Raw genomic sequence first — 24,662 nt, forward strand, 5'->3', positions numbered from 1 at the left:
TTTAGAGAAATTTCTCTTAAAACCACCGCACTTTTATACATAACTCATTTTATTGAGGATCAATAAGATCAACTAATTTCATTACTACTTCGTCTATTAAATGAGGTTCTGCCACCGTAGCAAATTTTGCATTACGAGCGTTCAAATCAAGAGAACGTATTTGGTGACAAAGAATAACGCCAGTTACCGCTCCTGATTTAGTACTCGCACCATCTAATACTACGGTAACACTTTGCGAACGAGCCGCCTTTCCACCACTAGAGATAGGGCAACAAATTGCCACACCTAGCGCTTTATTTAATACTTGCTCCGAAATTACAATAAAATAATGAGGCTTGCGTAGCTCTCGCCCTAAGCTAGGATCGGGATCAACATACCAAATTTCTCCCTTTTTTGGCACGCGCATTACCATACTTCTTTACCTTGTGCTGAGCTTTCCATCATTTCTGCGACATCCTTGTTTAACGCTGTTATTTCTTGACTATCAATGCCTTCTAATAACTGAGCAAGATTTTTTCTCCCTTTAGGCTGACGCTTAACAGCACTTAACACGACGGTTTCATTTTTTGTTTCAATATTTAACACATTGCCCGCTTGCCAGCCCATTTGAACAGCAATTGAATTAGGTACCGTTAAAATAATCGCCCCACCTTGTTGTCTTAATCTACCTTGCATCATATTTTCCTTTGTTCGTGTTACTTTGTAACACATCATAAAGAAATTTTACTCACTCCACAATCAAATTCATTCTGAATCAAAATAAAAAGTGCGGTGGTTTTTAGAGAAATTTCTCTAAAAACCACCGCACTTATTCAGTGATTGAGGATTAATGAATATTACCAAACTCGCCTTTATTAAACGCGTTGAATTTTTCGATTAATTCTTCGCGGGTGTTCATTACAAACGGGCCATAGGCGGCAATTGGTTCATCAATTGGTACGCCACTGAGTAAAACCATTTTGACGTTTTCCTCACCTGCGGTGATTTTGACTTCACCGCTTTCGTGATTGAAAATCACCAATTCGGTTGGTGCAGCACGATCGCTATCATTAATCAGTGCCGTTCCACGCAATGCTACCAGCATTAAATGGTGGCTTTCTGGTACGTTAATGGTTACGCTGTGGTTCGCATTAATGTCCATTTCCCACATATTTAACTCGGTAAAGGTACGGGCAGGCCCTTCTACACCATCCAGCTCCCCTGCAATAATGCGTGCTGTACCCGCATTATCGGCAAAGTGATAAGTTGGAATATCTGCCGCTTTAATACTTTGATAGCCTGCTGGGGCATTTTTATCTTTCGCTGGCAAATTTACCCAAAGTTGTAACATTTCAAAAGTTCCGCCTGTTCGGCTGAAATTTTCGCTATGGAACTCTTGGTGAACAATCCCATTTCCTGCGGTCATCCATTGCACATCACCTGCTCCAATCACGCCACCGTTGCCATCGCTATCGCGGTGTTCTACTTCACCTTGCAACGCAATCGTAACGGTTTCAAATCCTGCGTGTGGATGTGCGCCTACGCCTCTTGGCGCGCCGTTATGAGGTTTAAATTCCATTGGCATTGCATAATCTAGCATTAAAAATGGGCTAGTGACTTTGTCTTGTTGGCTATGTGAGAATAATGGTGACACATAAAAACCATCGCCAACCCAGTGTTTTTGTGGTGCGGTATAAACTCGATTTACTGTACGCATAATTTTTTCTCCTAAATTTGATAAATTCTGTTTTTTGTGATGCCCTGAATATTCAGGGCGGTGAGTTCATTAATAAGTCGCTACTTGCATTCCATTACGTTGCGCTTCACGCAATTTAGTTGGGGTAACATCATTGCCCTCTGGATCAACCACACTGACAGTGGATAAAATATTAGTCAATTGTCCACGGATTGCGGCTAAATAACGCTGACGTAACGCACTACGCTCATTTACTTCAGCTTCAGAAAGTGCGGTAACTTTTGCTTTACGGGCTAATTCGTTAATTCTATCTAATTCTAAAATACGCATTTTCTTTCTCCTTGTTGTTAGGAGCTGTTGATAGTTCATTTTATATGTGAGTTATCAATAGCCTCTAAATGTTTGCTTATTTCTTGTGGCGTAGTTTATACTTGTTCCATACATCAAACAATAATCAAAAATAAAACCAAAGGTTCTATTTATGCAACAAATTGATCTCAATGATATGCGCTTTTTTGTGAGCGTGATCCAATCTGGTAGCTTGACCCAAGCTGCTGAACAATTAAATGTGCCAAAATCGCGTTTAAGCCGTCGTTTAACGGAGTTAGAAAATCAGCTCGGCAGCAAGCTACTTGATCGCAATCGCAATGGGGTACGATTAAATGATCTTGGTGAACATTTTTACCAACACGCCTTACTCGCTGTGGAAGCTGCCGAAAGTGCGGTAAATTCTGTGGCAAATTGTTTAGCCACGCCTCGTGGTTTACTACGCATTTCGGTTTCCAGTGAGATTTTACGTTATTGGCTCACCCCACATTTATCGCACTATTTACAGCAACACCCTGATGTTGAGCTGAACATTACAATGGAAAATCGCCGTGCTAATTTATTGCAAGAAGGGGTGGATATTGCCTTACGCATTGGGGATCTTGACCTTGATGACGTGGTAGCAAAGCATCTTTTTGATATTTCTTCTGGAATTTATGCCTCGCCAAATTATTTAAGTAAAAATGGCGTCCCACAAACACCACAAGAATTGAAAAGCCATCGCCTGCTGCATAAAAGTGATGGCAAAAATTGGCTGTTCAAGCAAGGCAATCAACGGGAGTTGATACAAGTGAAAAAAGCTTTGCAAGCCAATGATGCGGCGGTATTAGCCCAATTAGTGGAAGATGACTACGGTATTGCCCTGTTGCCTGAATTGCCCGATTTAATTCAACCCAATTGGCAAAAGTTATTACCTGCTTGGCAACTCGAATCAGCGCCTTTATATGCAATTTATTACAAAAATCGCGGGCTTGCGCCAACAGTGCGAACATTTGTTAATTTTTTAAGCGAAATCGCAAAAAATTGGCAAAAATAATACCGCACTTTTTATCCAACCATTGAGCAAGAGAAAGAGATAAAGTAAGATTAACGCCTTTTTGAAAACAACCTAACACATAATAAATACAGGAAAACACAATGAAAGTTTCAATTATTGGCGCAGGCGCAGTGGGCGTAGGCATTTGTAATTATCTTCTTACAATGGGTGAATGCCAAGAAGTGGTCTTGGTCGACCTGAATAAAGAACGTACCCGTGGCGAACAGTTGGATTTCAGCCATACCAGTGCGTTAACTTTCGCGAAAAATACCAAAATTATTGCGGGAGAATATGAAGACACGCGTGATAGCGACGTGGTGGTAATCACGGCGGGCGCGCAAATTAAAGTGGGACAAGATCGCTTAGAAATCGGTCATATTAATGCCAAAATCGCCGTGGATATTGCTCGCCAATTAGAACACTATACCCCAAACGCGATTCTCATTGTGGTGACCAATCCCTGTGATATTCTGACCCATTTTATTATTCGTAACACCAACTTCCCCGCACACCGTGTGATTAGTGCTGGTTGTGTAGTGGATACGGCGCGAATGATGAAAATTATTGCTGATAAAGTCAAAATCGATCCGAAAAACGTATTCGGTTATGTAATGGGGGAACACGGTGCAAATAGTTTTATTCCTTGGAGTATCGTGAATATTGCTGGGCAAAAAATTGATGATTTTTGTCAGCAAAATGATGTGCCAATGCTCGACCCTCAAGAACTGCTCAACGCAACCAAAGCCATTGGTTTGGAGGTATTCAGTTTAAAACTCAACACCAACCACGCCATTGCTGCTAGCGTGTTCCGTATTATTCGAGCGATTAGTATTAATGAATATTCTGTGTTGCCCGTTGGCACGATGCTCAATGGTGAATACGGTTTACAGGATGTGGTGATCAATGTGCCGATGGTTATTAGTAATAACGGTATAGAACACATTTTGAAATACAAACTTCCTGCCAATGAACTTGAGCAACTTCACCAATGTGCCAATGCTTTACGCCAAGTGGTCGAAAAAGTGGCTGAAAGCACAGGGTTGAATTGTTAATGATAGATCAAGAGGATTGATCAAAAAAGTGCGGAAAAAACCACCGCACTTTCTTTTTGTTGCTTTTTACTAGGTTTCCTATAAGCAATTTTTCTCGCCGCGAGATAGGCTAATCAACCCTGAGCGAACAATTTCAATCAATGCACTTTCTTCTTTTAATGCTTTCACGAAAGCATCAAGTTTATCTTTCGTTCCCACAAGTTGAATGGTGTAAGATTTGGTGGTAACGTCCACAATTTGTCCACGGAAGATTTCCGCTAAACGTTTTAACTCATCACGGGAACTGCCTTGCGCACGCACTTTCACCAACATTACTTCACGCTCAACGTGTTCGCAATCACTTAGGCTTATCACTTTAAACACGTCCACCAATTTATGCAGTTGCTTTTCAATTTGCTCCAGCACTTGCTCATCGCCGTAAGCCTCAATGGTCATACGAGAAAGAGTGGGATCATCAGTAGGTGCAACAGTCAAACTTTCAATATTAAAGGCTCGTTGAGAAAACAAGCCAACCACGCGGGATAACGCCCCCGATTCATTTTCTAATAATACTGATAAAATTCTACGCATTAGGCTTTCTCCGGTTTGGTTAAAATCATTTCGTTCATTGCGCCACCACGCACTTGCATTGGATAAACGTGTTCGGTTTCATCGACTTTAATATCAACAAACACTAATTTATCTTTAATGGCAAAGGCTTGTGTCAATTTCTCTTCCAATTCTTCAGGCTGATCAATTTGGATACCGACGTGTCCGTAAGATTCTGCCAACTTCACGAAATCAGGCAACGAATTCATATAAGATTGTGAATGGCGACCTGAATAAATTAAATCTTGCCATTGTTTCACCATACCTAAAAAGCGGTTGTTTAAGCTGATAATTACCACCGAAATGCCATATTGTTGTGCGGTGGAAAGCTCTTGAATATTCATTTGAATACTGCCATCTCCGGTTACGCAAACCACCGTTGCTTCTGGATGAGCCAATTTCACGCCTAATGCCGCAGGTAAGCCAAAGCCCATTGTGCCAAGCCCACCAGAGTTGATCCAATGACGAGGTTCATCAAAAGGATAATGCAGGGCGGCAAACATTTGGTGTTGTCCCACATCAGACGCCACATAAGCCTCCCCCTTAGTTAAGCGATAGACGGTTTCAATCACTTGCTGTGGTTTAATCACGCCACTATGACGATCAAAATCTAAGCACTTCACCGCTTTCCACTCATCAATTTGTTTCCACCAATCAGTTAGATCGGCTTGAGATTTCGCTAAATTATCTTCTTCCAATAAGGCTAATATTTCCTGTAATACATTTTCTGCACTACCTACAATGGGAATCGCGGCGGGAACATTTTTAGAAATAGACGTTGGATCAATGTCAATATGCACAACTTTTGCATTCGGGCAATATTTCGCCAGATTATTGGTGGTACGGTCATCAAAACGTACGCCAATAGCAAAAATCAAATCACTGTGATGCATCGCATTATTCGCTTCGTATGTACCGTGCATTCCTAGCATACCTAAGAATTGTTTATCTGTACTTGGAAATGCGCCTAATCCCATTAAAGAAGAGGTAACCGGCAAATTCAACTGTTTAGCAAATTGAGTAATTTGTTCACTGCAATTTGCGGTGATCGCCCCGCCACCAAGGAAAAGCACTGGTTTTTTTGCAACAAGTAAGGCTTTCAAGGCTTTTTTAATCTGCCCTTTATGCCCTTGTACCGTAGGATTATAAGAACGCAAGTGAATTTCTTGCGGATAAGTATAAGTATATTTATTTGCAGGGTTTACCACATCTTTCGGTAAATCAATCACCACAGGACCGGGGCGACCTGTGGAAGCAATATAAAAGGCTTTTTTAATAATTTCAGGCAAATCTTCTGCACGTTTAACTAAAAAACTATGTTTCACCACAGGGCGTGAGATCCCAACCATATCGCATTCTTGGAAAGCATCACTCCCGATCAAACCTGACATCACTTGTCCTGAGATCACCACCAAAGGCACTGAATCCATATACGCGGTTGCAATGCCTGTAATCGCATTGGTTGCGCCCGGACCTGATGTTACTAACACGCACCCCACTTCCCCTGTGGAACGTGCATAGCCGTCTGCCATATGCACCGCGGCTTGTTCGTGACGAACCAAAATATGCTCAATGCCACCTAGCGTGTGAATGGCATCATAAATATCTAACACCGAGCCACCGGGGTAGCCAAACACAAATTTTACGCCCTGATCACGCAAGGATTGCACAACCATTTCCGCACCTGATAATTTCTTCATTGTTACCTCGCAAAAATTTACGGAATTTCCACCGCACTTCTGTTTTTCATTAACGATGATTATTTGTAACGGATTGAGAATGGCTTGTCTAGCAAGATTTTAGTGGGTAATCAGAAATAGAAAAGAATAAAACGCCAAAAATTTCAAAATTACAATATTTTATAAAATAAAACTCAACAAAAAATAAAAAAATGCGACAATATGCCGCATTTTATAAAATAGACGAAATAAAATTTTATTTCTTATTTTGTGATCGAGATCACATTTTAACGTCTTTTAAATAAGAAGATTAATGCCACCAAGGTGATTGCTGTCGCAATAAAACCAAAGATCCCTGATGCGGTATAACCCACCACAAGATAGCCCACAATGGTTGCAGCGGCTAAGGTTAAAGCATAAGGTAACTGCGTCGTAACGTGATCCATATGGTTACATTTTGCCCCAGTGGAAGACAAAATTGTGGTATCCGAAACAGGCGAACAGTGATCACCGCAGACTGCACCAGCCATTACGGCTGAAAGGCAAGGCAACATTAATTCTGGCGCTGCATTTGCAGCAATCGCGGCAGCAATTGGCAACATAATTCCGAATGTTCCCCAACTTGTTCCCGTTGAAAATGCCATTACAGAACCTAATATGAATAATAATGCGGGCAACACTGCCACAGGTAAGTTACCCGAAACAAGGCTAGATAAATAGGTCCCCGTTTTCATATCGCCAACAACATTGTTGATTGTCCAAGCGAAGAATAAAATTAAAATCGCACCAAGCATTGATTTCACCCCAACGACCCAAGATTTTGCGTATTCCGCAACACTCACTTGGCGATCAATCAAAATGCAAAGCGTCGCAACAATGACCGAAGCACAGCCGCCAACCACAAGAGAAATCCCTACGGTGGTATTTTCAAACGCTCCTAACAAGGAAAACGGTTTTCCTTCTGCGGCAAGAGCTTCATTTCCTGTGTGCAACATCATAAATACTGTCGCACCAATTAACGTAATAATTGGTAAGATCAAGTTACGAACGTGGCCTTTTACCCCCACTTGCTCATCTTGCTCTTCTTCTACTCTCTCAAGAGCGAGCTTTTCGTGCCTTGCCATTGAGCCAATATCAAAGGAAAAATACGCGACAAAGAACACCATTAAAATGGAGAAAATCGCATAGAAATTCATCGCGCTCATTGCCATAAATGCCCCAATTGGTGTGTAATCGGTAATCGCATAGGTCGCCAACAAGCCAGAAATTAAGGTAATGATATAAGCCCCCCAACTTGAAACAGGCATAATCACACACATTGGCGCAGCCGTGGAATCCAAGATATACGCCAATTTCGCACGAGAAACATTAAATTTATCCGTAACAGGACGAGCAATCGCGCCCACCGCCAGGCTATGGAAATAATCGTCAATAAAGGTAACAAACACCAAGGAGGCGGCCATTAATTTTGCACCTCGACGATTTTTAATCCGCTTTTGCGCCCATTCAGCAAAAGCACGGTTACTGCCTGACACCGTTAAGAGTGCGGTTAAAATGCCTAATAGTAATAAGAATAAAATGATGTTGATGGTATCAAAATTCCACCCATCATCACCATACACTAAAGATTGCACCGTATTCTTTAAATAAATGGCTGCGTTTGTAATGTTGAAATCTGCCAACATTAACGAGCCAATTAAGATACCAATGCTTAAAGATAAAATGACTTTACGCGTAAAAATCGCCAATAATAAGGCTAACAGGGGCGGGACAACCGACCAAATTGATGTGGAATAATCTAACAGTTCCATTATTGTTCTACCTAAGAATAAGGGAGAACCACTGAAGTTTACTATTTTAAAGAAAGGTAAAAATTTAAAATAAAAAGGCAGGCACAATTGCCCAACCTAACCAGTAGCGCTCCATAGTGATAAAAAAGACTATGACAGTAACGTTTCTTTCGAAAACGTTCCCAACCAATTAAAACGACTTTTAATTGATTTCGGCAACTATTCCTTTCCTTTTTCCTCATCGTTATCCACTCAGAAAAAATACTTATAATAGTTGCTCCTCTACATAAGTAGGATCTCGCAAAGATTACAATAAGCAACAAAAAATGCAAGCATTATCCATAAAAAAGCGATCACTTTTTCACTAACTCCCACTTAATACGACGCAAAGGATTGCGTTATAAAAAAATGAAATTGAGACAAAAAATTTGGAAAAATAATACCGCACTTTTATAAAGGGAATAAAGCACATTCAATATTAAATAACATTCTCTATTTACCTAGAATAATATTTTCGTTATTATATCGGCGTTCTTATTAATTTAATATTATGATTTAGGAGAAGTAAAATGAGTGATTTATTAAAATCATTAAGAAATATTCGTAGTTTACGCGCTGTTGCAAAAAATCTAAATGTAGAACATTTAGAAGAAATCTTAGAAAAAGTGAAAACAGTTCTTGAAGAAAAACGTCAAGAAGTCGCACAAGTTGCACAGCAAGAAGCAGAAAGACTAAAAGCACTTGCAGAAGTACATCAATTTTTAAAAGAAAAAGGGATTGCGCCTGAAGATTTAATTACAGAGCAAACTGCTACCCCGAAAGCCGTACGTCAAAAACGTCCTACTCGTCCAGCTAAATATCAATATACTGACGAGAATGGCAATGTAAAAACTTGGACAGGTCAAGGCAGAACACCTTCTGTTATTCAACGTGCCTTAGATGCTGGAAAATCATTATCTGATTTTGAACTTTAATTTATAAAAAAGTAAAGCTTATTGGCTTTACTTTTTTTTCATCTCAAAAACCTGATCCCATACAATATTATGATTATGCGAGAAAATAAAATTCTGCTAACTGATTGCCCTGATGATAAAGGGCTTATTTCAAAAATAACCAATATTTGTTATAAACATCAACTCAACATTATTCATAACAATGAGTTTGTGGATTTTGAAACAAAACATTTCTTTATGCGTACCGAATTGGAAGGTATTTTCAATGATGAAACCTTGCTTGCCGATTTAACCTTTAATCTGCCAGCGGGAACAAATTGTCAATTAATAAGTAAAAAAAGAAAACGTATTGTTATTTTAGTGACCAAAGAAGCCCATTGTCTTGGTGATCTTTTAATGAAAAATTACTACGGTGGTTTAGATGTTGAAATTGCCGCTGTAATTGGCAACCACGATAACTTAAAACATTTAGTAGAACGTTTTGATATTCCTTTCCATTGTATTAGCCACGAAGGATTAACACGCGTTGAACACGATAAATTATTAGCGGAAAAAATCGATCAATATTCGCCAGATTATATTGTGTTAGCGAAATATATGCGGGTATTAAACCCTGAATTTGTCGCCCGTTATCCAAACCGAGTGATTAATATCCACCACTCTTTCTTGCCGGCATTTATTGGCGCAAGACCTTATCATCAAGCTTATGCACGTGGCGTAAAAATCATTGGAGCAACCGCGCATTTCATCAATAATGAATTAGATGAAGGTCCAATTATTATGCAAAATGTCATTAACGTGGATCATACATACAGCGCCGAAGCAATGATGCACGCGGGGCGTGATGTAGAAAAAACTGTCCTCACCAAAGCCTTAGAGCTTGCCTTACAAGATCGGATTTTTGTTTATAAAAATAAAACAATTATTCTCTAAAAATAATGCGGTGAGCCATCAGCACCGCATTGATTTGATTAATTAAAAGGTATAAGTCAAACGTAAATTAAAAGAACGCGGATTACCGGGCATTGCATCGGAACGCCAATAAGCTTTATTAAATAAATTCGACACAGCCAAGGTAATATTGACAGGATTCAAATTATACCCCACCATCGCATCAACACGAGTAAAACTTGGTAGAATAGTTTGTTTATTGTTATTGAAATAATAGCGTTTTCCTAAGTGCGTTATCCCTGTTTCTAAATAGAATTTTTCTGTTGGCACATAACGCACAAATAGGTTACTCGTAAAATTGCCGGTATTATTCAAAGTGCGGTTGTTATTTTGCGGATGTTGTTTATCTTCCTTAATTTTTGCTACCATCCAGCCTACTGAAGAACGGATATACCATTTCGGTGCAAGCTGCCCTAATAGGCTTAATTCCACACCTTTAGATTGATCTTTTCCACGCACAGCCCAAACATCAAGAACATCTTTATTAGGACGATAACGAATATTACGGCGTTCTAATTGATAAGCAGATAAGGTTGTACTTAAGGTTTTATCAAACCAATCGCTCTTAATGCCCACCTCATATTGTTGATTATATTCTGGTGAGGCATTAAATACGTCTTTTTGATCCGTGCTAATCCCTAAATAACCACGCCCTCCATAAGGTGAGAAACTGCGATTAAACGATGCGTAAAGCGTATGTTCTGGTGTAACCTCCCATACAACGCCTACATTCGGGCTGAAAGAATGCCCTTTTGTATCACGGCGTTCTTGCTTAATATTTATAGAGTTAAAACGATAAAAATCGTAACGCCCGCCTAGTAGCACTTTTAAGTTATCGGTTAATAAAATTAAATCCTGTACAAAAATACCTGTACTATACGCTTTATGGCGATTATCTACCGTAGCGTTTGGGTGCTGACGAGCCGGCCATTGATGTCGGCTGAGAAAAGGATCAATTTCTTGATTGCGCAAAACAGCCAAAATAGGGTGGCGTTCTTCCTGACTATAATCTAGCCCAATTGTTAGTTTATGTTTAAGACTAGCCATATCAAATTCACCATTAAAGGTAACATTATTGGTGAATGTTTTATTACGTGTTTTTTGCCATGCATAGCTTTGCTTTAATTTTTTATCTGTTGCCGAATAAGTTCCTGCAAAATAATGATCAAAATCCTGATCTGCTTGACGATAAGCAAGCTGCCAATTTACTAGCCACTGATCATTAATAAAATATTTGAGATCCGAACGCCAAACTTGCAATTTATCATCGACATAATCCCCATCACGGAAAAAGCTATTTCGATAGCCTATTCCCATTTCATCATAAACAGATTTAGCCGGATTGCGATCTGGAATACGCCATTGATAATCGTAGGTATATTGCCCAACCCATTGCAGACGCCCATCATCACTTTGTAGGCTAATGCTTGGGGAAAACATTCTCCCTTTATTTCTTACCTCATAGCGATAAGCCTCTGCGGCAGACAGCTCACTAGTTAAACGCACTGCAACATTTTCATTAATTTTTTGGTTCACATCTAAATTTAAACTACGACTATTCCAAGAACCATAGGTTACACCAATATTTCTGCGGGTTGTAAAATTAGCAAATTTACTGACCATATTGATCACGCCACCACCATTACTACGTCCATATAAAATTGACGATGGGCCTTTTAAAATCTCAACCCGTTCAATATTAGCAGTACTACGGCGAACTTGCCCGCTCTCACGAATCCCGTCACGATAAATATCACTCGCATCAGCCTGAAAACCACGCAAGTAAATATTTTCACCACGCATATCATAGGTGGCATCAATCCCTGAATTTCCCTCCAAAATAGAACTCAAATCATTAGTTCCATAATTTTTGTTTTTCTGAATGTTAATCACATCAACGGTCTGTGGCATTTCTTTGATCGTAAGAAGATTGCGTGTTGCCTGTGCTTCTTCATACCCCACATATCCCTTTGTGTTGGCAGTTTCCTGTGTGGTAACAACATCAATCGTTGGTAACACGGCCATATACTCTGTCGATGAAAAGATTTGCTCCGCATATAACACCTTGCTAGAACAAACACTTATAAATAAAAGTGCGGTAGTTTTTAAAGGAAAACTTAGAGGGCAAGCTGATTTCATAAATTAGAACTCCTTATCTATTGAACAACAGCCACCTATTTTATTGATAATAATTATTAATTCAATAAATAATAATTATTTTCATTTACATAGTGAAGAAAATTTCTATATAATCACCGCATCTTTAACTTCCATCTAACATACAAATGAGCAAAACAACAGCAAAATGGATGCGGATTTTGCACCGCTATTTTGGATTTTTATTATTAGTGATAATGTCGATTTATGCGTTTACTGGTATCGTTTTAATCTATCGAGATACCAACATTTTCAAACGTTCAGTCTATATAGAAAAAACCATTTCCCCTCAACTCAATGCGCAACAACTTGGGCAGAAATTACGTATAAAAAATTTATCAATAACTGAAAAAAAAGGTGATGTGTTCTATTTTCAGCAAGGGGAATATCACCTCGAAACGGGTGAGGTAAAATATCACTCAATGGAATATCCAAGCTGGCTTGCTGAGCTTAATCGTCTACACTTAAGCAATTCACAATATCCCTATTCTTGGCTCACTACCCTCTTTGGCATTTCCCTACTTTTTTTCTGTGTGAGTTCTCTGTGGCTTATTCCGGGTTCAAGGAAAATGCTAAAACGTAGCTTATGGTTTATTCTGAGCGGGGCAATAATGGCGCTGGTTGTGATTTTGACTGATTAAAAAAGCAGGAAAACAACGTGCGGTGCAAAATAAGGCAATGCTTCGCCTTATTCTTGTTTTGCTTGGATTTCTTGAGAAAATGCTTGTAAGCCTTGCACGTTGCCTGATTTCACCATTGCTTGCATTGCTTGGGTTGGTGTGTGAATGAGTTTATTTGTGAGTTTATAGCTTAATTCTTGCAAAATTTGCTCCGCACTTTCTCCTTGCTGTAACGCACTCAACGCTTTTTCTAGCATTTCTTGGCGAGTTTGCTCCGCTTCTTCACGGTAGCGACGGATTAAATTCGAAAATTGATGCACCTTGAGCCATTCAAAAAAAGCGTGGTTTTCTTCATCAATAATTTGCTCAGCCTCGGCAGAAGCTTGTTCACGCTGGCTGAGATTGCGCTGAATGATATTTTGCAGATCATCCACCGTATAATGATAAACGCTTTCCACTTCCGCTGCGCTTTCCTCTACATCACGTGGCACGGCAATATCCACAATCAACATTGGATTATAACAACGCTTTTTCTGCGCTTGTTGTACCATTGCTTGGCTGATTAAGATCGTTGGACTACCCGTTGAGCTAATCACAATATCAGCTTGATCTAATCCTGCTTGAAGTTCATCTAACGCTAACACACGGATTTTCTGCGCGGACTCAAGTTTTTCCACCAGTTTTTCGGCACGAACAAGAGTACGGTTGGCAATGGTTAGGCTTTTCACACCGTGGCGTAATAGATGACGGGCGACTAATTCAATGGTTTCCCCTGCCCCCACAAGCAAAATGTTGAGCTGACGTAGGTTATCAAAAATTTGACGGGCTAACGTGCAAGCAGTGTATGCCACAGACACGGCATTTTCACCGATACGCGTTTCCGTACGTACACGCTTTGCCGTTGAAAAGGTCTTCTGGAATAAACGCGAAAACTGGCCAGAAATCGCCCCCTGATGCTGTTGATAGTAGTCTTCACTCAGCTGATAGGCTTGTTTCACTTGACCTAAAATTTGTGGTTCACCCAACACAAGGGAATCTAACCCGCACGCCACACGCATTAAATGTTGCGTAGCAAATTGGTTTTGTTTGACATAAAGGCAATGGCTAAGCTCTTCTTTGTCGATCTGATGAATTTCGCTAAACCAATCAATACATTGGCGTTGCCATTGCGCATCATTTTGTGGGGAAATGGCTTTATTATGAAAATACACTTCTGTGCGGTTACAGGTGGATAAAATCACCGCACTGTCTGCTAAGGCTGATTGCTCAATTTGTTGCAATGCCTGCTGACGTTTTTCATCAGAAAAGGCGACTTTCTCACGCAATGCGACAGAAGCGGTTTTATGGTTTATGCCTAAAACAAGAATTGTCATAAATTAATTGAAATTTGACCGCACTTGCGGTCAAGCCCCCACAAAATAAAAAAGAAAAATAAAAACTTGCCCATTCTAAGCAATTATTTGCCGTTGAGCAAATAGGATCACGCTTTCATAGCAAAAAGGAAAATCTTTGTTTAATTTAATCCTGATCTTTTAATTTTCGCCATTGGGTAAATTGAGTCAAATTTTCCGCTTGCAAGAAAGGATTAATCTGTTTTTCTCGTGCTAATGTGGTTGGTAAGGTTGGCTGATGCCGTTCACGCAAGGCAGACATTTTCAGCGCATAATCCGTCAAAAATACCGATTTTGGCAATACTTTCTGGGCAAAATGTAAATTGCTCAACGTATATTCGTGCGCTGGGCAAACTATGGTGCTATCAGGAAGCGCTTTGAGGCGTTGGAGAGAATCAAACATTTGCGCATAATCACCAGTAAATACCCGTCCGCAACCACCAGAAAATAACGTGTCGCCACAGAATAAATGCCCGTCCAGCAAAAAACTCACGTGATTTTCCGTATGTCCCGCAGAAGGCAAAACTTGGATTTGATAATGCGCGGTGTGAATTTCTCCTTCATTAATAATTTGTGTAGCCCCTAACTGTGCGGTTTCTGTTGGGCCAAACACAGGCACATTCGGATAATGTTGTTTAAACTCGGCTAAACCACCCACGTGATCGCTATGTTTATGGGTAAGTAGCACCGCTTCTACCTCAAGCTGATGTTGCTGTAAATAAGCAAGCAAAGGCGCACTTTCTGCGATGTCGATCACAATTACAGGCAAATTCTCTCGTGCATACAGCCAAATATAGTTATCATTAAGTGCAGGAATGGGAACTAACATATTGATCCTTATTAAAAATGAACTGGAATATCCCTTGTAACACAACACATCCGTGCCAAATACCACTGAGCTGGCAACAAGTGCCACAAGGTGCGCGTTATTGTAGCCTAATTCAGCAATATTTAACAAAGCACTTTGCACAAATTACGGGGGATTATTGCCTGAAATTAGGGGCGTTAAGTGCGGAAGTGGCTTATTATCCTTGTGATCAACACATTATCGTGGACGAAAAAATTCCGCAAAATTTGACCGCACTTTCGCAATGCCCGCATATTGAGTTAGTCCAAGCTCGCCCCACTGCTTTGCCTTTTGTTGAAGGGCATTTTTCTGCCTGTTTGTTCGCACACGGTTTACATTTTACTGCCAATCCGCACCAAGTATTACGCGAAATTACTCGCACACTAAATCAAGAAGGGATCTTATTCCTTTCATTATTTAATCCATTCAGTGTCTTTTCACTTAAACAATATTTTCCGTTTAGTAAAAATACCGTGTTTTTTAAACCTTATTTCGTTACTCGAATTGTGGATTGGCTGAGCCTACTTAATTTTGAGTTACTCGATCAGCAATGTTTGTCCTTACAAGGTCAATCCCGTTATTTTGGTGATATTATGATGATCGTGGCACAGAAACGGACTTTGCCAATGACCTTGAATGCGCAAAGATCCCCCTTTTCCCCAACATTAACCCCTACCAATGCCTTTCAACAAGCAACGAAAACAGAAACGATCATTAAGACCAACTCATTGAAATAGTGAGCAGTTCTTGATTGATGGCAAGATTTTTCCTTGCTGAATAAGTAAAACTTGCCTATTATGCACGGTTCAATCTTACTTGCTCTAATTGGAGAATACGAAATGACCGAACAAACTTTTATTCCCGGTAAAGATGCCGCTCTTGAAGATAGTATTGCAAAATTTCAACAAAAATTGACCGCACTTGGTTTTCATATTGAAGAAGCCTCGTGGCTCAATCCGGTGCCGAATGTTTGGTCTGTACATATTCGTGATAAAGATTGTCCACAATGCTTTACTAACGGTAAAGGCGCAAGTAAAAAAGCGGCGCTTGCCTCTGCCTTAGGTGAATATTTTGAACGTCTTTCCACCAATTATTTCTTTGCCGATTATTACCTTGGGAAAGATCTTGCCAATGCCCCTTTTGTACATTATCCCAATGAAAAATGGTTCAACATTGAAAATGAAGATCGCCTTCCTGAAGGCATTCTTGATGACAATTTATTGGCTTATTATGATCCGAATGGCGAACTGACGCCCGATTTATTGATCGATCTGCAATCTGGCAATGGGGAACGCGGTATTGTGGCAATGCCTTATGTGCGTCAATCAGATAACCAAACGGTGTATATTCCACAAAGCATCATCGCAAATCTTTATGTTTCCAATGGAATGTCCGCAGGAAACAGTTTGTTTGAAGCTCGTGTACAAGGACTATCAGAAGTGTTTGAGCGCTATGTAAAAAACAAAATTATTGCCGAGGCGATTAGCTTACCCCTCATTCCACAGGCGGTAATGAATCGCTACCCGGCGGTGCAAGAAGCCATTGCTACACTTGAGCAAGAAGGATTTCCAATTCTTGCTTATGATGCCTCCTTAGGCGGAGCGTTCCCTGTAATTTGTGTGGTACTGCTCAATCCCCAAAATGGGACTTGCTTCGCCTCTTTTGGCGCACACCCTAATTTTGGCGTGGCATTAGAACGCACAGTGACCGAATTATTACAGGGGCGTAGTTTGAAAGATCTTGATGTATTCACGCCCCCTTCTTTCAATAATGATGATGTTGCAGAACACGCCAATTTGGAAACCCATTTTATTGATTCAAGCGGTTTAATTTCTTGGGATTTATTCAAGCAAGAAAGTGATTATCCTTTTGTGGACTGGGATTTTTCTGGCACAACAGAACAAGAATATCAAAATCTGATGACAATTTTCCAAGTGCGCAAGCAAGAAGTCTATATTATGGATTATCATCATTTAGGTGTGTACGCTTGTCGGATTATCGTACCGGGAATGTCGGATATTTATCCAGCAGACGATTTAATTTATGCCAATAACAATATGGGAATGGATTGGCGTGAGATCTTGCTTGATCTCCCTCATTTCCACCACGCTCAAGACACTTATCAAGAATTGCTTGATGAATTAGATGAACAAGGCATTGATGATGCTACCCGTGTGCGTGAATTTATCGGTATTGTGCCACCGCCAAAATCTGGCTGGGCAACCTTGCGTATTGGTGAACTCAAAGCAATGCTCTATCTTGCCACTCAAGATCGAGAAAATGCCTTAGATTGGGCAAGCTGGACACTAAATATGAATCAATCGATATTTACCTCTGAACGGGCAAATTATTACCGCTGTTTAATAAACAGTCTTGAATTATTCCTTGATGAACAGCGCGATCCTGCTCAGTATCGTACTGTATTTGAGAAAATGTATGGTAAAAGTGCGGTAGAATTTGCTTGGAATGCGATTCAAGGTGGTAATCCATTTTATGATCTTTTAGCAGATGATGAACATTTACAACAATTCGACGCCCACCAAAAATTACTTAATGCCTATCATAACTTGCAAAAAGCCAAAACAGCCTATTGGCAAAATGCGGTTTAAGATAACATAGCAACATAAGGCGTGCGATTGCCGCCTTATTTCGCCAATGTATTTTTTTGTGATCTGCGCCAAAGAAATACATTGAAATTAAGGTTATGATACAAAAGGTTCTTTTCTTATCATAAGGAGTTTTTTATGCAAAATTGGACACCTGAAATGTGGCAACCTGCCCTAATTGGTTTAGTTGTAGGTTTTGTCCTCGCTTATCTATTATTACGTTTCACTAAGGATTCCGTGAAGAAACAAGTGAAAACGGAAACTGAATTACAAAAAGTAAAATCAGAATTAGATCAACAAAAACAGCATTTAGAAAAACATTTTTCTGAAAGTGCAGATTTATTGAAAACCCTTGCGCAGGATTATCAAAAACTGTATCAACATTTAGCCACCTCTTCCGTGCAACTCTTGCCTCAATTAGAAGGCAAACCACTCTTTAAAAACCAGCTTGAACAGAAAAAAACAACAGAAGAAACTGCAACGAAAGGAGAATCAGAAAATCGTACAGAAGAAAATGCCCCAAGAGATTATTCTGAAGGGTCTTCTGGCATCTTAAAAGCAGAAAAATAGCCTTTAAGATTTTCTAACCCTTTGAAAAACGGTGAGTTTTAAAATAATTCACCGTTTTTATTGTGCGTTCATATAAAACCCATTAAACGAATCAAGTTTTTGATGTAAAATACGAGTTATTCTCAATTAAAAAGATGTAAGGACATTTCTATGGCATACACCACTTTCTCACAAACTAAAAATGATCAGCTCAAAGAGCCGATGTTCTTCGGGCAAAACGTCAATGTTGCCCGTTACGACCAACAAAAATATGAAACCTTTGAAAAACTAATTGAAAAACAACTTTCATTCTTCTGGCGTCCAGAAGAAGTAGATGTGTCGCAAGATCGCATTGACTATGCCGCATTACCTGAACACGAAAAACATATTTTTATCAGTAACTTAAAATACCAAACTCTGTTGGATTCCATTCAAGGACGTAGCCCAAATGTGGCGTTGTTACCGCTGGTTTCCATTCCTGAACTAGAAACTTGGATTGAAACTTGGACATTCTCTGAAACCATTCATAGCCGTTCATATACCCATATTATTCGTAATATCGTTAATGATCCGTCTATTGTTTTTGATGATATTGTTACCAATGAAGAAATCATCAAACGCGCAAAAGATATTTCTGCCTATTACGATGATTTAATCCGCGATAGCCAGCTTTACGGCCTTTATGGTGAAGGCACTTACACCGTAGATGGCAAAGAATGCGTGGTTACCTTGCGTAATTTGAAAAAACAACTTTACCTTTGCCTAATGAGCGTAAACGCCTTAGAAGCGATTCGTTTCTATGTCTCTTTCGCCTGCTCTTTCGCCTTTGCGGAACGCAAACTGATGGAAGGAAATGCCAAAATCATTAAATTTATCGCACGTGATGAGGCCTTACATTTAACAGGCACACAGCACATTCTAAACATTATGGCAGCTGGACAAGATGATCCTGAAATGGCTGAAATCGCTGAGGAATGTAAACAAGAGGCTTATGAATTATTCCTCGCTGCCGCCGAACAAGAAAAAGAATGGGCTGATTATTTATTTAAAGACGGCTCAATGATCGGCTTAAATAAAGATATTTTAGTGCAATATGTGGAATATATTACCAATATTCGTATGCAAGCCGTTGGCTTACCCTTACCTTTTGAGGCGCGCTCCAATCCAATCCCTTGGATCAATGCGTGGTTGGTGTCTGACAATGTACAAGTTGCTCCACAAGAAGTGGAAGTAAGCTCTTATCTCGTGGGTCAAATTGATGCTAAGGTTGATACCAGCGATTTTGGTGATTTTGATTTATAAGGATTTTGCAAAAATCTAGGGCTAATCTAGGGTATGTCGCTATTTGCATAATCTGGCTAAACATAGACAAAATCCCCACAAAACAAGACAAACTGTACAGAGAATAGCTAGAATATTCTCAAACCAATTAAAAAAGTTTTGTAAGATTTGGGGATTTTGGCCTATTAAACCGTTAGCAACATACCCTAATATAGCCTTTTCTTATGATCTCATTTTAGTGAGTAAATCTTTAGAAATCGGCACTAATCCCAATTCAAATCCAAAAGGTTTGAATACTTGATTAATGGTTTCAACGCTGTAATTTCCTTTATCATTTTCTATATTAGAAAGAGTTTGTCGTGAAACCTTCACCATCTTCATATATTGTTGTTGATTCACCCCAAGCATTTCTATACGTAATTTACGCAATGCTTGCCCTTGTGTCATTTCACCTAATAACAATGCCTTGATAATTTCATTTTTAACATTAAGTCTTTTGGCAAATAAATAAGCAAAAAAACACCGCACTTTATAACTCTAGCTCTAAATCGCTTTCTACTTGGCAGCAGCAAAGTAATACTTCATCTTCATTCACAAAAGCAAGTGGCGGTTCATTATAATGGACGTTACCCTTCTTTATTTTTGTACGACAAGCCCCGCAATAACCAGAACGGCATTGATATTCAGGATAAATGCCATTAATTTCTAGCTTTTGTAAGAGTGGCATTTCATTATGATGTTCAAGAATGATTTTTTGTTTTAATAGGGTAATTTTCATTTCTTATCAAAGAAGAATATTAGAATCATATTTCAAAATCAGCGTGGGCTTTACTGGACGGTATTTTTAACCATTTTTATCGCCATTTAGATAATGACATCAGGATAAAATAAAGTGCGGTATCTTTTTCAAAAATTTAGAAAATTCTCACCGCACTTTTAAATCAACGAGAATTAAAGTTCATTCAGACTAAGCACATCTGTCATATCAAACAAGCCCTGTTCTTTACCTACAAGCCATTTTGCGGCGCGCACTGCTCCATTAGCAAAAGTCATTCGGCTTGAGGCTTTGTGAGAAATTTCTACACGTTCACCAATATCTGCAAACCACACACTATGTTCACCGACAACATCACTGGCACGAATTGTAGAAAAGCCGATTTCATCACGTTTACGCTCACCCGTAATCCCTTCACGGCAAAATACCCCGTGAGTTTTGAGATCACGCCCCAAGGTTTTCGCAATATGTTCCCCCATTGATAACGCTGTGCCTGATGGTGCGTCCACTTTGTGGCGGTGGTGGGCTTCAATAATTTCAATATCACAATAATCGCCCATCACTTTGGCGGCTTTTTCAAGTAATTTAAACACTAAATTAACCCCGACACTATAATTAGAGGCAAAGACAATCGCAATTTGCTCCGCGGCTTTGTTAATAGCCTGTTTCCCTGCATCGTCAAATCCTGTCGTTCCAATCACCATTTTTTTCTGATGAGCAAGGCAAAACGCAAGATGCTCTAAGGTTCCTTCTGGGCGTGTAAAGTCAATCATCACATCAAAATGATCTTTTTCTGCATTTAAATCATCAGATACTTTCACGCCAAGTTGTCCAATTCCCGCCAATTCACCCGCATCAGTTCCGACTAATGATGAACCTTTGCGTTCAAACGCTGCACCTAATTCTACGCCTTCTGCGTTATGTACGGCCTGAATTAATTGGCGTCCCATACGGCCACCAGCCCCTACCACGGCAATTTTTAATGTCATTTTCTACTCCTGTTACGAGGTGATTTCAATAATGGTGGTTAAGCCCGAATAAATCAGTTCACCACCGAAAAAGAGGAAAACAATTCCCGCAAAATTGTCAATATAGCGATTGTAGCGATTATAAAAATCACGAACGATTTTACGCGAAAAGAAAAATGCAATTAAGATAAAATAAAGCACACTTTCCAAGGCTAATAGGAGAATAATCAACATAATTTCTGTATTATTTGATATGCTTGCCATAAAGCCTGACATCACACTACTAAAAAAAACGATCACTTTAGCATTGCTCAGATTGATCAATAATCCTTTCATAATTTCACGTGAAATAGGGTGATGTATTTCTTGATGTGGTTTTAGCGTAGCTAGCTGTGCATTTTTCGTTACTTGCAACATCTTGATACCACAATAAGCTAAATAACCTCCTCCTAAACACATAATAATATACTGTACGAGGTAATTGGTTCGATTAATTATAGCTAGCCCAAAAATAACTAAAGTCGCCCAAAATAAAATACCGAATCCAATACCTATTGCGCCTGCAATCGCATTACGCTGACTTTCACTGGCCGCTTTGCGACTTACATAAAAGAAATCTGGCCCTGGGCTAAGTAAACCAACAAGATTAACGAATAATACGGTCCACATTAAATAAGACTCCCCATAACAACAGATAAACAAAGATGTATTGCGATAATGCTATAAATTGCTGCCAGTACATCATCAATCATAATGCCAAAGCCGCTTTGCAACTTACGATCAAAATAGCGGATAGGATAAGGTTTTAAAATATCGAAAACACGAAATACGGCAAAACCTATTGTACACCATAGCACATTGATTTCTGGTAACACAGCAAGCACCATAAAAATACCAACAAATTCGTCCCATACTATCGCACCGTGATCGTGTACGCCCATATCATCAGCAGTTTTCTGGCAAATAACGCAACCTGCAATAAAACACAGTGCGGTGAAAAAAAGAAAGATTTTTAACGGCATTACCTGCAAAAGTGCCGCACCGATTAATGTGGCGGCTAAACTTCCCCAAGTTCCGGGGGCGGGACGAAGCAAACCTGAACCAAACCCAACGGCAAGCAAGTGAATTGGGTTCGTTAATCGCAGAGAATGACGCGGATCTTGTTGAATTTTTTGCATAATCTTTTATTTAAAATGATCGAAACCTAAGCTCTGTGGCATTGCCACTTCTACGCCATGGCGTAGAAGTTGAATGGATTTTTTGTTAGCCGAACGCAAAGCACGTAATTGTCCAATGCAAGTGTAATTCACGCCAATATGACTTAAGTGTTGATCTAATTTTGCACGCAAATCATCTGGCACAGTAAAACAGAGTTCATAATCTTCCCCCCCAGTTAAGGCAAATTGCTCCGCTTTAGTTAAACCAAACGTATTAATTAATGCTTCAGACAAAGGAAGTTTATCCACATTGATCACCGCACTACATTGACTACGCGCTAAAATATGCCCAAGATCAGCGATCAAACCGTCAGAAATATCAATAGCTGAACTCGCAAGCGATGATACCGCCAATTCTAATCCAAGTAACACTCTTGGTGTGGGACGAAGATGACGCTTAATTAAATAATCCTGTTCAGAATTAGACAAATTTTGCACCGCACTTTGATTTCTCACCGCATTAGGCGAATTGAGTAATAATGATAACCCACCAGCACTATCACCAAGTGTACCTGATACATAAATCCAATCACCCACATTGGCACTATGGCGACATAATGCTTTCCCTTTGGGAATAATCCCTTGTGCGGTAATGCTAATCACGTGTAAAGCACCTTTGGTGGTATCACCACCGATCAGATCAACATTATAATGATCAAGGATTTCAAAGAAACTTTGGCTAAATGCCTGTAACCACGAATGATTAATATGAGGGAGTGTTAATGCAAGAGAAAACCAAGCTGGTTCAGCGCCCATTGCCGCCAAATCACTCAAATTTGTTGCGACAGCTTTATAGGCAAGATCAGCGGGAGAGATAGAGGGCAGAAAATGGGTATTTTCTACCATCGTATCCGTTGTAATGGCAATACGTTGATTTTGCCGATGTTCAGTAATGGCACAATCATCGCCAATAGCCAGAATGACATCTTTACGAGAAGGGCGCTTAGAGGCTGTAAAATAACGCTTAATTAAGTCAAATTCACCTTCACTCATTACAACCCTTCCATGAAATAATTATTTACGTGATAACGCTGGGGCGACTTTATCCAATACCCCATTCACATAGCGGTGGCTATCATCCGCACCAAAAACTTTTGCTACTTCAATTGCCTCATTAATCACCACTTTATAAGGCACATCTCGTTCAAATTTCAGCTCATACACGGCTAAACGCAAAATAGCACGCTCAATAGGATCTAATTCCTCAAGGCTACGATCCAAATAAGCCGTCATTGAGGCTTCCACCGTATCAATATTTTCGGCTGTTTGACGTAATAATTTGCGGAAATAAGGCATATCCACGCCTTGCATATCCTGTTCGGTAACAAAAGCTAATTCCACTTCATCAATAGGATTTTGTGAAATATCCCAAGAATATAATGCTTGTACGGCACATTCTCTTGCGCGACGACGTTGGCTTGGTTTCTTTACTTTATCATTCATCACAAATTCAGCCATTATGCGTTATCAATTTGAGCCAATAGATTCACCATCTCTAAAGCAACTAAAGCCGATTCTGCACCTTTATTACCCGCTTTAGTACCTGCGCGTTCAATGGCTTGTTCAATATTTTCCGTTGTTAAAACCCCGAACGCAACAGGGATCTCTGCCTGCATAGCTACTTGTCCTAGCCCACTGCTCGCTTCACCTGCAACATATTCAAAATGTGCTGTACCACCACGAATCACAGTACCTAATGCAACAATCGCATCATATTTTTTGCTTTCTGCTAAGCGACGAGCAACTAAAGGTAATTCATAAGCACCGGGAGCGCGCACTAAAGTGATATTGTCATCTTTGACTTGACCAATACGTTTTAACGCATCTAATGCGCCTTCTAATAAACTTTCGTTAATAAAACTGTTAAAACGTGCAATTACCACCGCAACTTTCGCATTTGGTGCGGCAATCGTGCCTTCTAATACTTTCATAATCTATCCTATTGTTTAATGTTATGGGAAATAGGCGCGGATTTTATCATAAAATTTGGTAACTAGGCGGATTTTGTAGGGAAATATTTTGTCTTTTTACACCGCACTTTGTGTATATTGGAAATATTGGCTCACTACAATCATCATTTTAGTCGAATGAATTTGGCGCATTGAGTCAATTCGTTATCAATCCCAAATAAAATAACTTGTAAAGAAATAAAAACACTATGTAAAAATATAATTACATTTCAATAAAAATACGATAAAAT

General features: G+C 39.6%; 27 protein-coding genes and 1 riboswitch. Of the genes, 9 read left to right on the plus strand and 18 right to left on the minus strand.

The window, feature by feature from the left end; translation table 11 throughout:
• Positions 1-49 precede the first annotated feature (49 nt).
• The 4 genes from L5B83_RS08150 to L5B83_RS08165 all read right to left on the minus strand — a co-directional run bounded on the left by L5B83_RS08150 (position 50) and on the right by L5B83_RS08165 (position 2,005).
• Positions 50-406 (minus strand): type II toxin-antitoxin system PemK/MazF family toxin, encoded by a 357-nt coding sequence (locus tag L5B83_RS08150; RefSeq protein ID WP_265761876.1) that lies wholly within the window; start codon positions 404-406, stop codon positions 50-52.
• A complete protein-coding gene (locus L5B83_RS08155) occupies positions 406-678 on the minus strand; it encodes an AbrB/MazE/SpoVT family DNA-binding domain-containing protein (RefSeq protein ID WP_265761875.1) in 273 nt (90 codons plus the stop codon). The genes L5B83_RS08150 and L5B83_RS08155 overlap by 1 nt, the downstream gene beginning before the upstream one ends.
• 148 nt (positions 679-826) lie before the next feature.
• A complete protein-coding gene (locus L5B83_RS08160) occupies positions 827-1,696 on the minus strand; it encodes a pirin family protein (RefSeq protein WP_265778112.1) in 870 nt (289 codons plus the stop codon).
• A 69-nt stretch (positions 1,697-1,765) separates the two neighbouring features.
• On the minus strand, positions 1,766-2,005 hold the full coding sequence (locus L5B83_RS08165) for a DUF896 domain-containing protein (protein ID WP_265778113.1): 240 nt from the start codon (positions 2,003-2,005) through the stop codon (positions 1,766-1,768).
• A gap of 151 nt (positions 2,006-2,156) precedes the next feature.
• Between L5B83_RS08165 and L5B83_RS08170 the strand changes: the two genes are divergently transcribed.
• Both L5B83_RS08170 and L5B83_RS08175 read left to right on the plus strand, forming a co-directional pair.
• Positions 2,157-3,038: a LysR family transcriptional regulator gene (locus L5B83_RS08170; RefSeq protein WP_265778114.1), complete on the plus strand. Its 882-nt coding sequence runs from the start codon at positions 2,157-2,159 to the stop codon at positions 3,036-3,038.
• 101 nt (positions 3,039-3,139) lie between these two features.
• Complete coding sequence (locus tag L5B83_RS08175) at positions 3,140-4,090, plus strand: lactate/malate family dehydrogenase (protein WP_265778115.1); 951 nt, start codon at positions 3,140-3,142, stop codon at positions 4,088-4,090.
• 78 nt (positions 4,091-4,168) lie between these two features.
• Here L5B83_RS08175 and ilvN read toward each other — a convergent pair whose 3' ends face one another.
• The 3 genes from ilvN to L5B83_RS08190 all read right to left on the minus strand — a co-directional run bounded on the left by ilvN (position 4,169) and on the right by L5B83_RS08190 (position 8,168).
• Positions 4,169-4,660: an acetolactate synthase small subunit gene (gene ilvN, locus L5B83_RS08180; protein ID WP_250350177.1), complete on the minus strand. Its 492-nt coding sequence runs from the start codon at positions 4,658-4,660 to the stop codon at positions 4,169-4,171.
• Positions 4,660-6,378 (minus strand): acetolactate synthase 3 large subunit, encoded by a 1,719-nt coding sequence (locus L5B83_RS08185; RefSeq protein ID WP_265778116.1) that lies wholly within the window; start codon positions 6,376-6,378, stop codon positions 4,660-4,662. Before L5B83_RS08185 ends, ilvN begins: the two co-directional genes overlap by 1 nt.
• A gap of 266 nt (positions 6,379-6,644) precedes the next feature.
• Positions 6,645-8,168, minus strand: coding sequence for a Na+/H+ antiporter NhaC family protein (locus L5B83_RS08190; protein WP_265761871.1), 1,524 nt, complete (start codon positions 8,166-8,168; stop codon positions 6,645-6,647).
• A 96-nt stretch (positions 8,169-8,264) separates the two neighbouring features.
• A riboswitch (Lysine riboswitch) is annotated at positions 8,265-8,440 on the minus strand.
• A gap of 276 nt (positions 8,441-8,716) precedes the next feature.
• Between L5B83_RS08190 and L5B83_RS08195 the strand changes: the two genes are divergently transcribed.
• Positions 8,717-9,121: an H-NS family histone-like protein gene (locus tag L5B83_RS08195; protein ID WP_265778117.1), complete on the plus strand. Its 405-nt coding sequence runs from the start codon at positions 8,717-8,719 to the stop codon at positions 9,119-9,121.
• A 75-nt stretch (positions 9,122-9,196) separates the two neighbouring features.
• Positions 9,197-10,033, plus strand: a complete 837-nt coding sequence (gene purU, locus L5B83_RS08200; RefSeq protein ID WP_265778408.1) for a formyltetrahydrofolate deformylase — start codon at positions 9,197-9,199, stop codon at positions 10,031-10,033.
• 42 nt (positions 10,034-10,075) lie between these two features.
• On the opposite strand, the gene L5B83_RS08205 is transcribed toward purU, so the two are convergent.
• Positions 10,076-12,190 carry a TonB-dependent receptor gene (locus L5B83_RS08205; RefSeq protein WP_265778118.1) on the minus strand — a complete coding sequence of 705 codons (2,115 nt, stop codon included), beginning with the start codon at positions 12,188-12,190 and terminating at the stop codon, positions 10,076-10,078.
• Between the two features lie 146 nt (positions 12,191-12,336).
• Here L5B83_RS08205 and L5B83_RS08210 point away from each other — a divergent pair, with 146 nt between their 5' ends.
• Positions 12,337-12,849, plus strand: a complete 513-nt coding sequence (locus L5B83_RS08210) for a PepSY-associated TM helix domain-containing protein (RefSeq protein WP_250350171.1) — start codon at positions 12,337-12,339, stop codon at positions 12,847-12,849.
• A gap of 47 nt (positions 12,850-12,896) precedes the next feature.
• Here the strand turns inward: L5B83_RS08210 and hemA are convergent, their stop codons facing one another.
• Positions 12,897-14,201, minus strand: a complete 1,305-nt coding sequence (gene hemA / locus L5B83_RS08215) for a glutamyl-tRNA reductase (protein WP_265778119.1) — start codon at positions 14,199-14,201, stop codon at positions 12,897-12,899.
• 145 nt (positions 14,202-14,346) lie between these two features.
• Positions 14,347-15,048 (minus strand): hydroxyacylglutathione hydrolase, encoded by a 702-nt coding sequence (gloB, locus tag L5B83_RS08220; protein ID WP_265778120.1) that lies wholly within the window; start codon positions 15,046-15,048, stop codon positions 14,347-14,349.
• A 17-nt stretch (positions 15,049-15,065) separates the two neighbouring features.
• Here gloB and L5B83_RS08225 point away from each other — a divergent pair, with 17 nt between their 5' ends.
• The 4 genes from L5B83_RS08225 (at position 15,066) to nrdB (ending at position 19,523) form a co-directional block, all read left to right on the plus strand.
• Positions 15,066-15,803 carry a class I SAM-dependent methyltransferase gene (locus L5B83_RS08225; protein ID WP_265778121.1) on the plus strand — a complete coding sequence of 246 codons (738 nt, stop codon included), beginning with the start codon at positions 15,066-15,068 and terminating at the stop codon, positions 15,801-15,803.
• Positions 15,804-15,905: 102 nt separating this feature from the next.
• Positions 15,906-17,675 (plus strand): 30S ribosomal protein S12 methylthiotransferase accessory factor YcaO, encoded by a 1,770-nt coding sequence (ycaO, locus tag L5B83_RS08230; protein WP_265778122.1) that lies wholly within the window; start codon positions 15,906-15,908, stop codon positions 17,673-17,675.
• 135 nt (positions 17,676-17,810) lie between these two features.
• Positions 17,811-18,242 carry a YhcB family protein gene (locus L5B83_RS08235; RefSeq protein ID WP_265778123.1) on the plus strand — a complete coding sequence of 144 codons (432 nt, stop codon included), beginning with the start codon at positions 17,811-17,813 and terminating at the stop codon, positions 18,240-18,242.
• A 150-nt stretch (positions 18,243-18,392) separates the two neighbouring features.
• A complete protein-coding gene (gene nrdB / locus L5B83_RS08240) occupies positions 18,393-19,523 on the plus strand; it encodes a class Ia ribonucleoside-diphosphate reductase subunit beta (protein ID WP_265778124.1) in 1,131 nt (376 codons plus the stop codon).
• 201 nt (positions 19,524-19,724) lie between these two features.
• Here nrdB and L5B83_RS08245 read toward each other — a convergent pair whose 3' ends face one another.
• The 8 genes from L5B83_RS08245 to ribH form a co-directional block, all read right to left on the minus strand.
• On the minus strand, positions 19,725-19,949 hold the full coding sequence (locus L5B83_RS08245) for a helix-turn-helix transcriptional regulator (RefSeq protein WP_265761866.1): 225 nt from the start codon (positions 19,947-19,949) through the stop codon (positions 19,725-19,727).
• A gap of 82 nt (positions 19,950-20,031) precedes the next feature.
• Positions 20,032-20,280: a class I ribonucleotide reductase maintenance protein YfaE gene (gene yfaE / locus L5B83_RS08250; protein WP_250350163.1), complete on the minus strand. Its 249-nt coding sequence runs from the start codon at positions 20,278-20,280 to the stop codon at positions 20,032-20,034.
• Positions 20,281-20,453: 173 nt separating this feature from the next.
• A complete protein-coding gene (dapB, locus tag L5B83_RS08255) occupies positions 20,454-21,266 on the minus strand; it encodes a 4-hydroxy-tetrahydrodipicolinate reductase (protein ID WP_265778125.1) in 813 nt (270 codons plus the stop codon).
• A 12-nt stretch (positions 21,267-21,278) separates the two neighbouring features.
• On the minus strand, positions 21,279-21,914 hold the full coding sequence (locus L5B83_RS08260; RefSeq protein ID WP_250363084.1) for a LysE family transporter: 636 nt from the start codon (positions 21,912-21,914) through the stop codon (positions 21,279-21,281).
• On the minus strand, positions 21,914-22,423 hold the full coding sequence (locus L5B83_RS08265) for a phosphatidylglycerophosphatase A family protein (RefSeq protein WP_250350160.1): 510 nt from the start codon (positions 22,421-22,423) through the stop codon (positions 21,914-21,916). Before L5B83_RS08265 ends, L5B83_RS08260 begins: the two co-directional genes overlap by 1 nt.
• Positions 22,424-22,429: 6 nt before the next feature.
• On the minus strand, positions 22,430-23,455 hold the full coding sequence (thiL, locus tag L5B83_RS08270) for a thiamine-phosphate kinase (RefSeq protein ID WP_265778126.1): 1,026 nt from the start codon (positions 23,453-23,455) through the stop codon (positions 22,430-22,432).
• Between the two features lie 21 nt (positions 23,456-23,476).
• On the minus strand, positions 23,477-23,905 hold the full coding sequence (gene nusB, locus L5B83_RS08275) for a transcription antitermination factor NusB (RefSeq protein ID WP_265778409.1): 429 nt from the start codon (positions 23,903-23,905) through the stop codon (positions 23,477-23,479).
• A gap of 14 nt (positions 23,906-23,919) precedes the next feature.
• A complete protein-coding gene (gene ribH, locus L5B83_RS08280; protein ID WP_265778127.1) occupies positions 23,920-24,393 on the minus strand; it encodes a 6,7-dimethyl-8-ribityllumazine synthase in 474 nt (157 codons plus the stop codon).
• Positions 24,394-24,662: the final 269 nt, after the last annotated feature.

This window comes from Avibacterium sp. 21-599 (assembly GCF_026226765.1).
In the GTDB taxonomy this organism is placed as follows: domain Bacteria; phylum Pseudomonadota; class Gammaproteobacteria; order Enterobacterales; family Pasteurellaceae; genus Avibacterium.

Bases quoted from the DNA above. Each gene is read 5' to 3' on its own strand.
- L5B83_RS08210 (WP_250350171.1), top strand. From the start codon at position 12,337: ATGAGCAAAACAACAGCAAAATGGATGCGGATTTTGCACCGCTATTTT.
- purU (WP_265778408.1), top strand. From the start codon at position 9,197: ATGCGAGAAAATAAAATTCTGCTAACTGATTGCCCTGATGATAAAGGG.
- thiL (WP_265778126.1), bottom strand. From the start codon at position 23,455: ATGAGTGAAGGTGAATTTGACTTAATTAAGCGTTATTTTACAGCCTCT.
- ycaO (WP_265778122.1), top strand. From the start codon at position 15,906: ATGACCGAACAAACTTTTATTCCCGGTAAAGATGCCGCTCTTGAAGAT.
- L5B83_RS08160 (WP_265778112.1), bottom strand. From the start codon at position 1,696: ATGCGTACAGTAAATCGAGTTTATACCGCACCACAAAAACACTGGGTT.
- L5B83_RS08265 (WP_250350160.1), bottom strand. From the start codon at position 22,423: ATGCAAAAAATTCAACAAGATCCGCGTCATTCTCTGCGATTAACGAAC.
- L5B83_RS08185 (WP_265778116.1), bottom strand. From the start codon at position 6,378: ATGAAGAAATTATCAGGTGCGGAAATGGTTGTGCAATCCTTGCGTGAT.
- hemA (WP_265778119.1), bottom strand. From the start codon at position 14,201: ATGACAATTCTTGTTTTAGGCATAAACCATAAAACCGCTTCTGTCGCA.
- L5B83_RS08165 (WP_265778113.1), bottom strand. From the start codon at position 2,005: ATGCGTATTTTAGAATTAGATAGAATTAACGAATTAGCCCGTAAAGCA.
- L5B83_RS08190 (WP_265761871.1), bottom strand. From the start codon at position 8,168: ATGGAACTGTTAGATTATTCCACATCAATTTGGTCGGTTGTCCCGCCC.
- nusB (WP_265778409.1), bottom strand. From the start codon at position 23,905: ATGAATGATAAAGTAAAGAAACCAAGCCAACGTCGTCGCGCAAGAGAA.
- nrdB (WP_265778124.1), top strand. From the start codon at position 18,393: ATGGCATACACCACTTTCTCACAAACTAAAAATGATCAGCTCAAAGAG.
- dapB (WP_265778125.1), bottom strand. From the start codon at position 21,266: ATGACATTAAAAATTGCCGTGGTAGGGGCTGGTGGCCGTATGGGACGC.
- L5B83_RS08170 (WP_265778114.1), top strand. From the start codon at position 2,157: ATGCAACAAATTGATCTCAATGATATGCGCTTTTTTGTGAGCGTGATC.
- yfaE (WP_250350163.1), bottom strand. From the start codon at position 20,280: ATGAAAATTACCCTATTAAAACAAAAAATCATTCTTGAACATCATAAT.
- L5B83_RS08225 (WP_265778121.1), top strand. From the start codon at position 15,066: ATGAACTGGAATATCCCTTGTAACACAACACATCCGTGCCAAATACCA.
- L5B83_RS08195 (WP_265778117.1), top strand. From the start codon at position 8,717: ATGAGTGATTTATTAAAATCATTAAGAAATATTCGTAGTTTACGCGCT.
- L5B83_RS08260 (WP_250363084.1), bottom strand. From the start codon at position 21,914: ATGTGGACCGTATTATTCGTTAATCTTGTTGGTTTACTTAGCCCAGGG.
- L5B83_RS08235 (WP_265778123.1), top strand. From the start codon at position 17,811: ATGCAAAATTGGACACCTGAAATGTGGCAACCTGCCCTAATTGGTTTA.
- ribH (WP_265778127.1), bottom strand. From the start codon at position 24,393: ATGAAAGTATTAGAAGGCACGATTGCCGCACCAAATGCGAAAGTTGCG.
- L5B83_RS08205 (WP_265778118.1), bottom strand. From the start codon at position 12,190: ATGAAATCAGCTTGCCCTCTAAGTTTTCCTTTAAAAACTACCGCACTT.
- L5B83_RS08150 (WP_265761876.1), bottom strand. From the start codon at position 406: ATGCGCGTGCCAAAAAAGGGAGAAATTTGGTATGTTGATCCCGATCCT.
- L5B83_RS08155 (WP_265761875.1), bottom strand. From the start codon at position 678: ATGATGCAAGGTAGATTAAGACAACAAGGTGGGGCGATTATTTTAACG.
- L5B83_RS08175 (WP_265778115.1), top strand. From the start codon at position 3,140: ATGAAAGTTTCAATTATTGGCGCAGGCGCAGTGGGCGTAGGCATTTGT.
- L5B83_RS08245 (WP_265761866.1), bottom strand. From the start codon at position 19,949: ATGACACAAGGGCAAGCATTGCGTAAATTACGTATAGAAATGCTTGGG.
- ilvN (WP_250350177.1), bottom strand. From the start codon at position 4,660: ATGCGTAGAATTTTATCAGTATTATTAGAAAATGAATCGGGGGCGTTA.
- gloB (WP_265778120.1), bottom strand. From the start codon at position 15,048: ATGTTAGTTCCCATTCCTGCACTTAATGATAACTATATTTGGCTGTAT.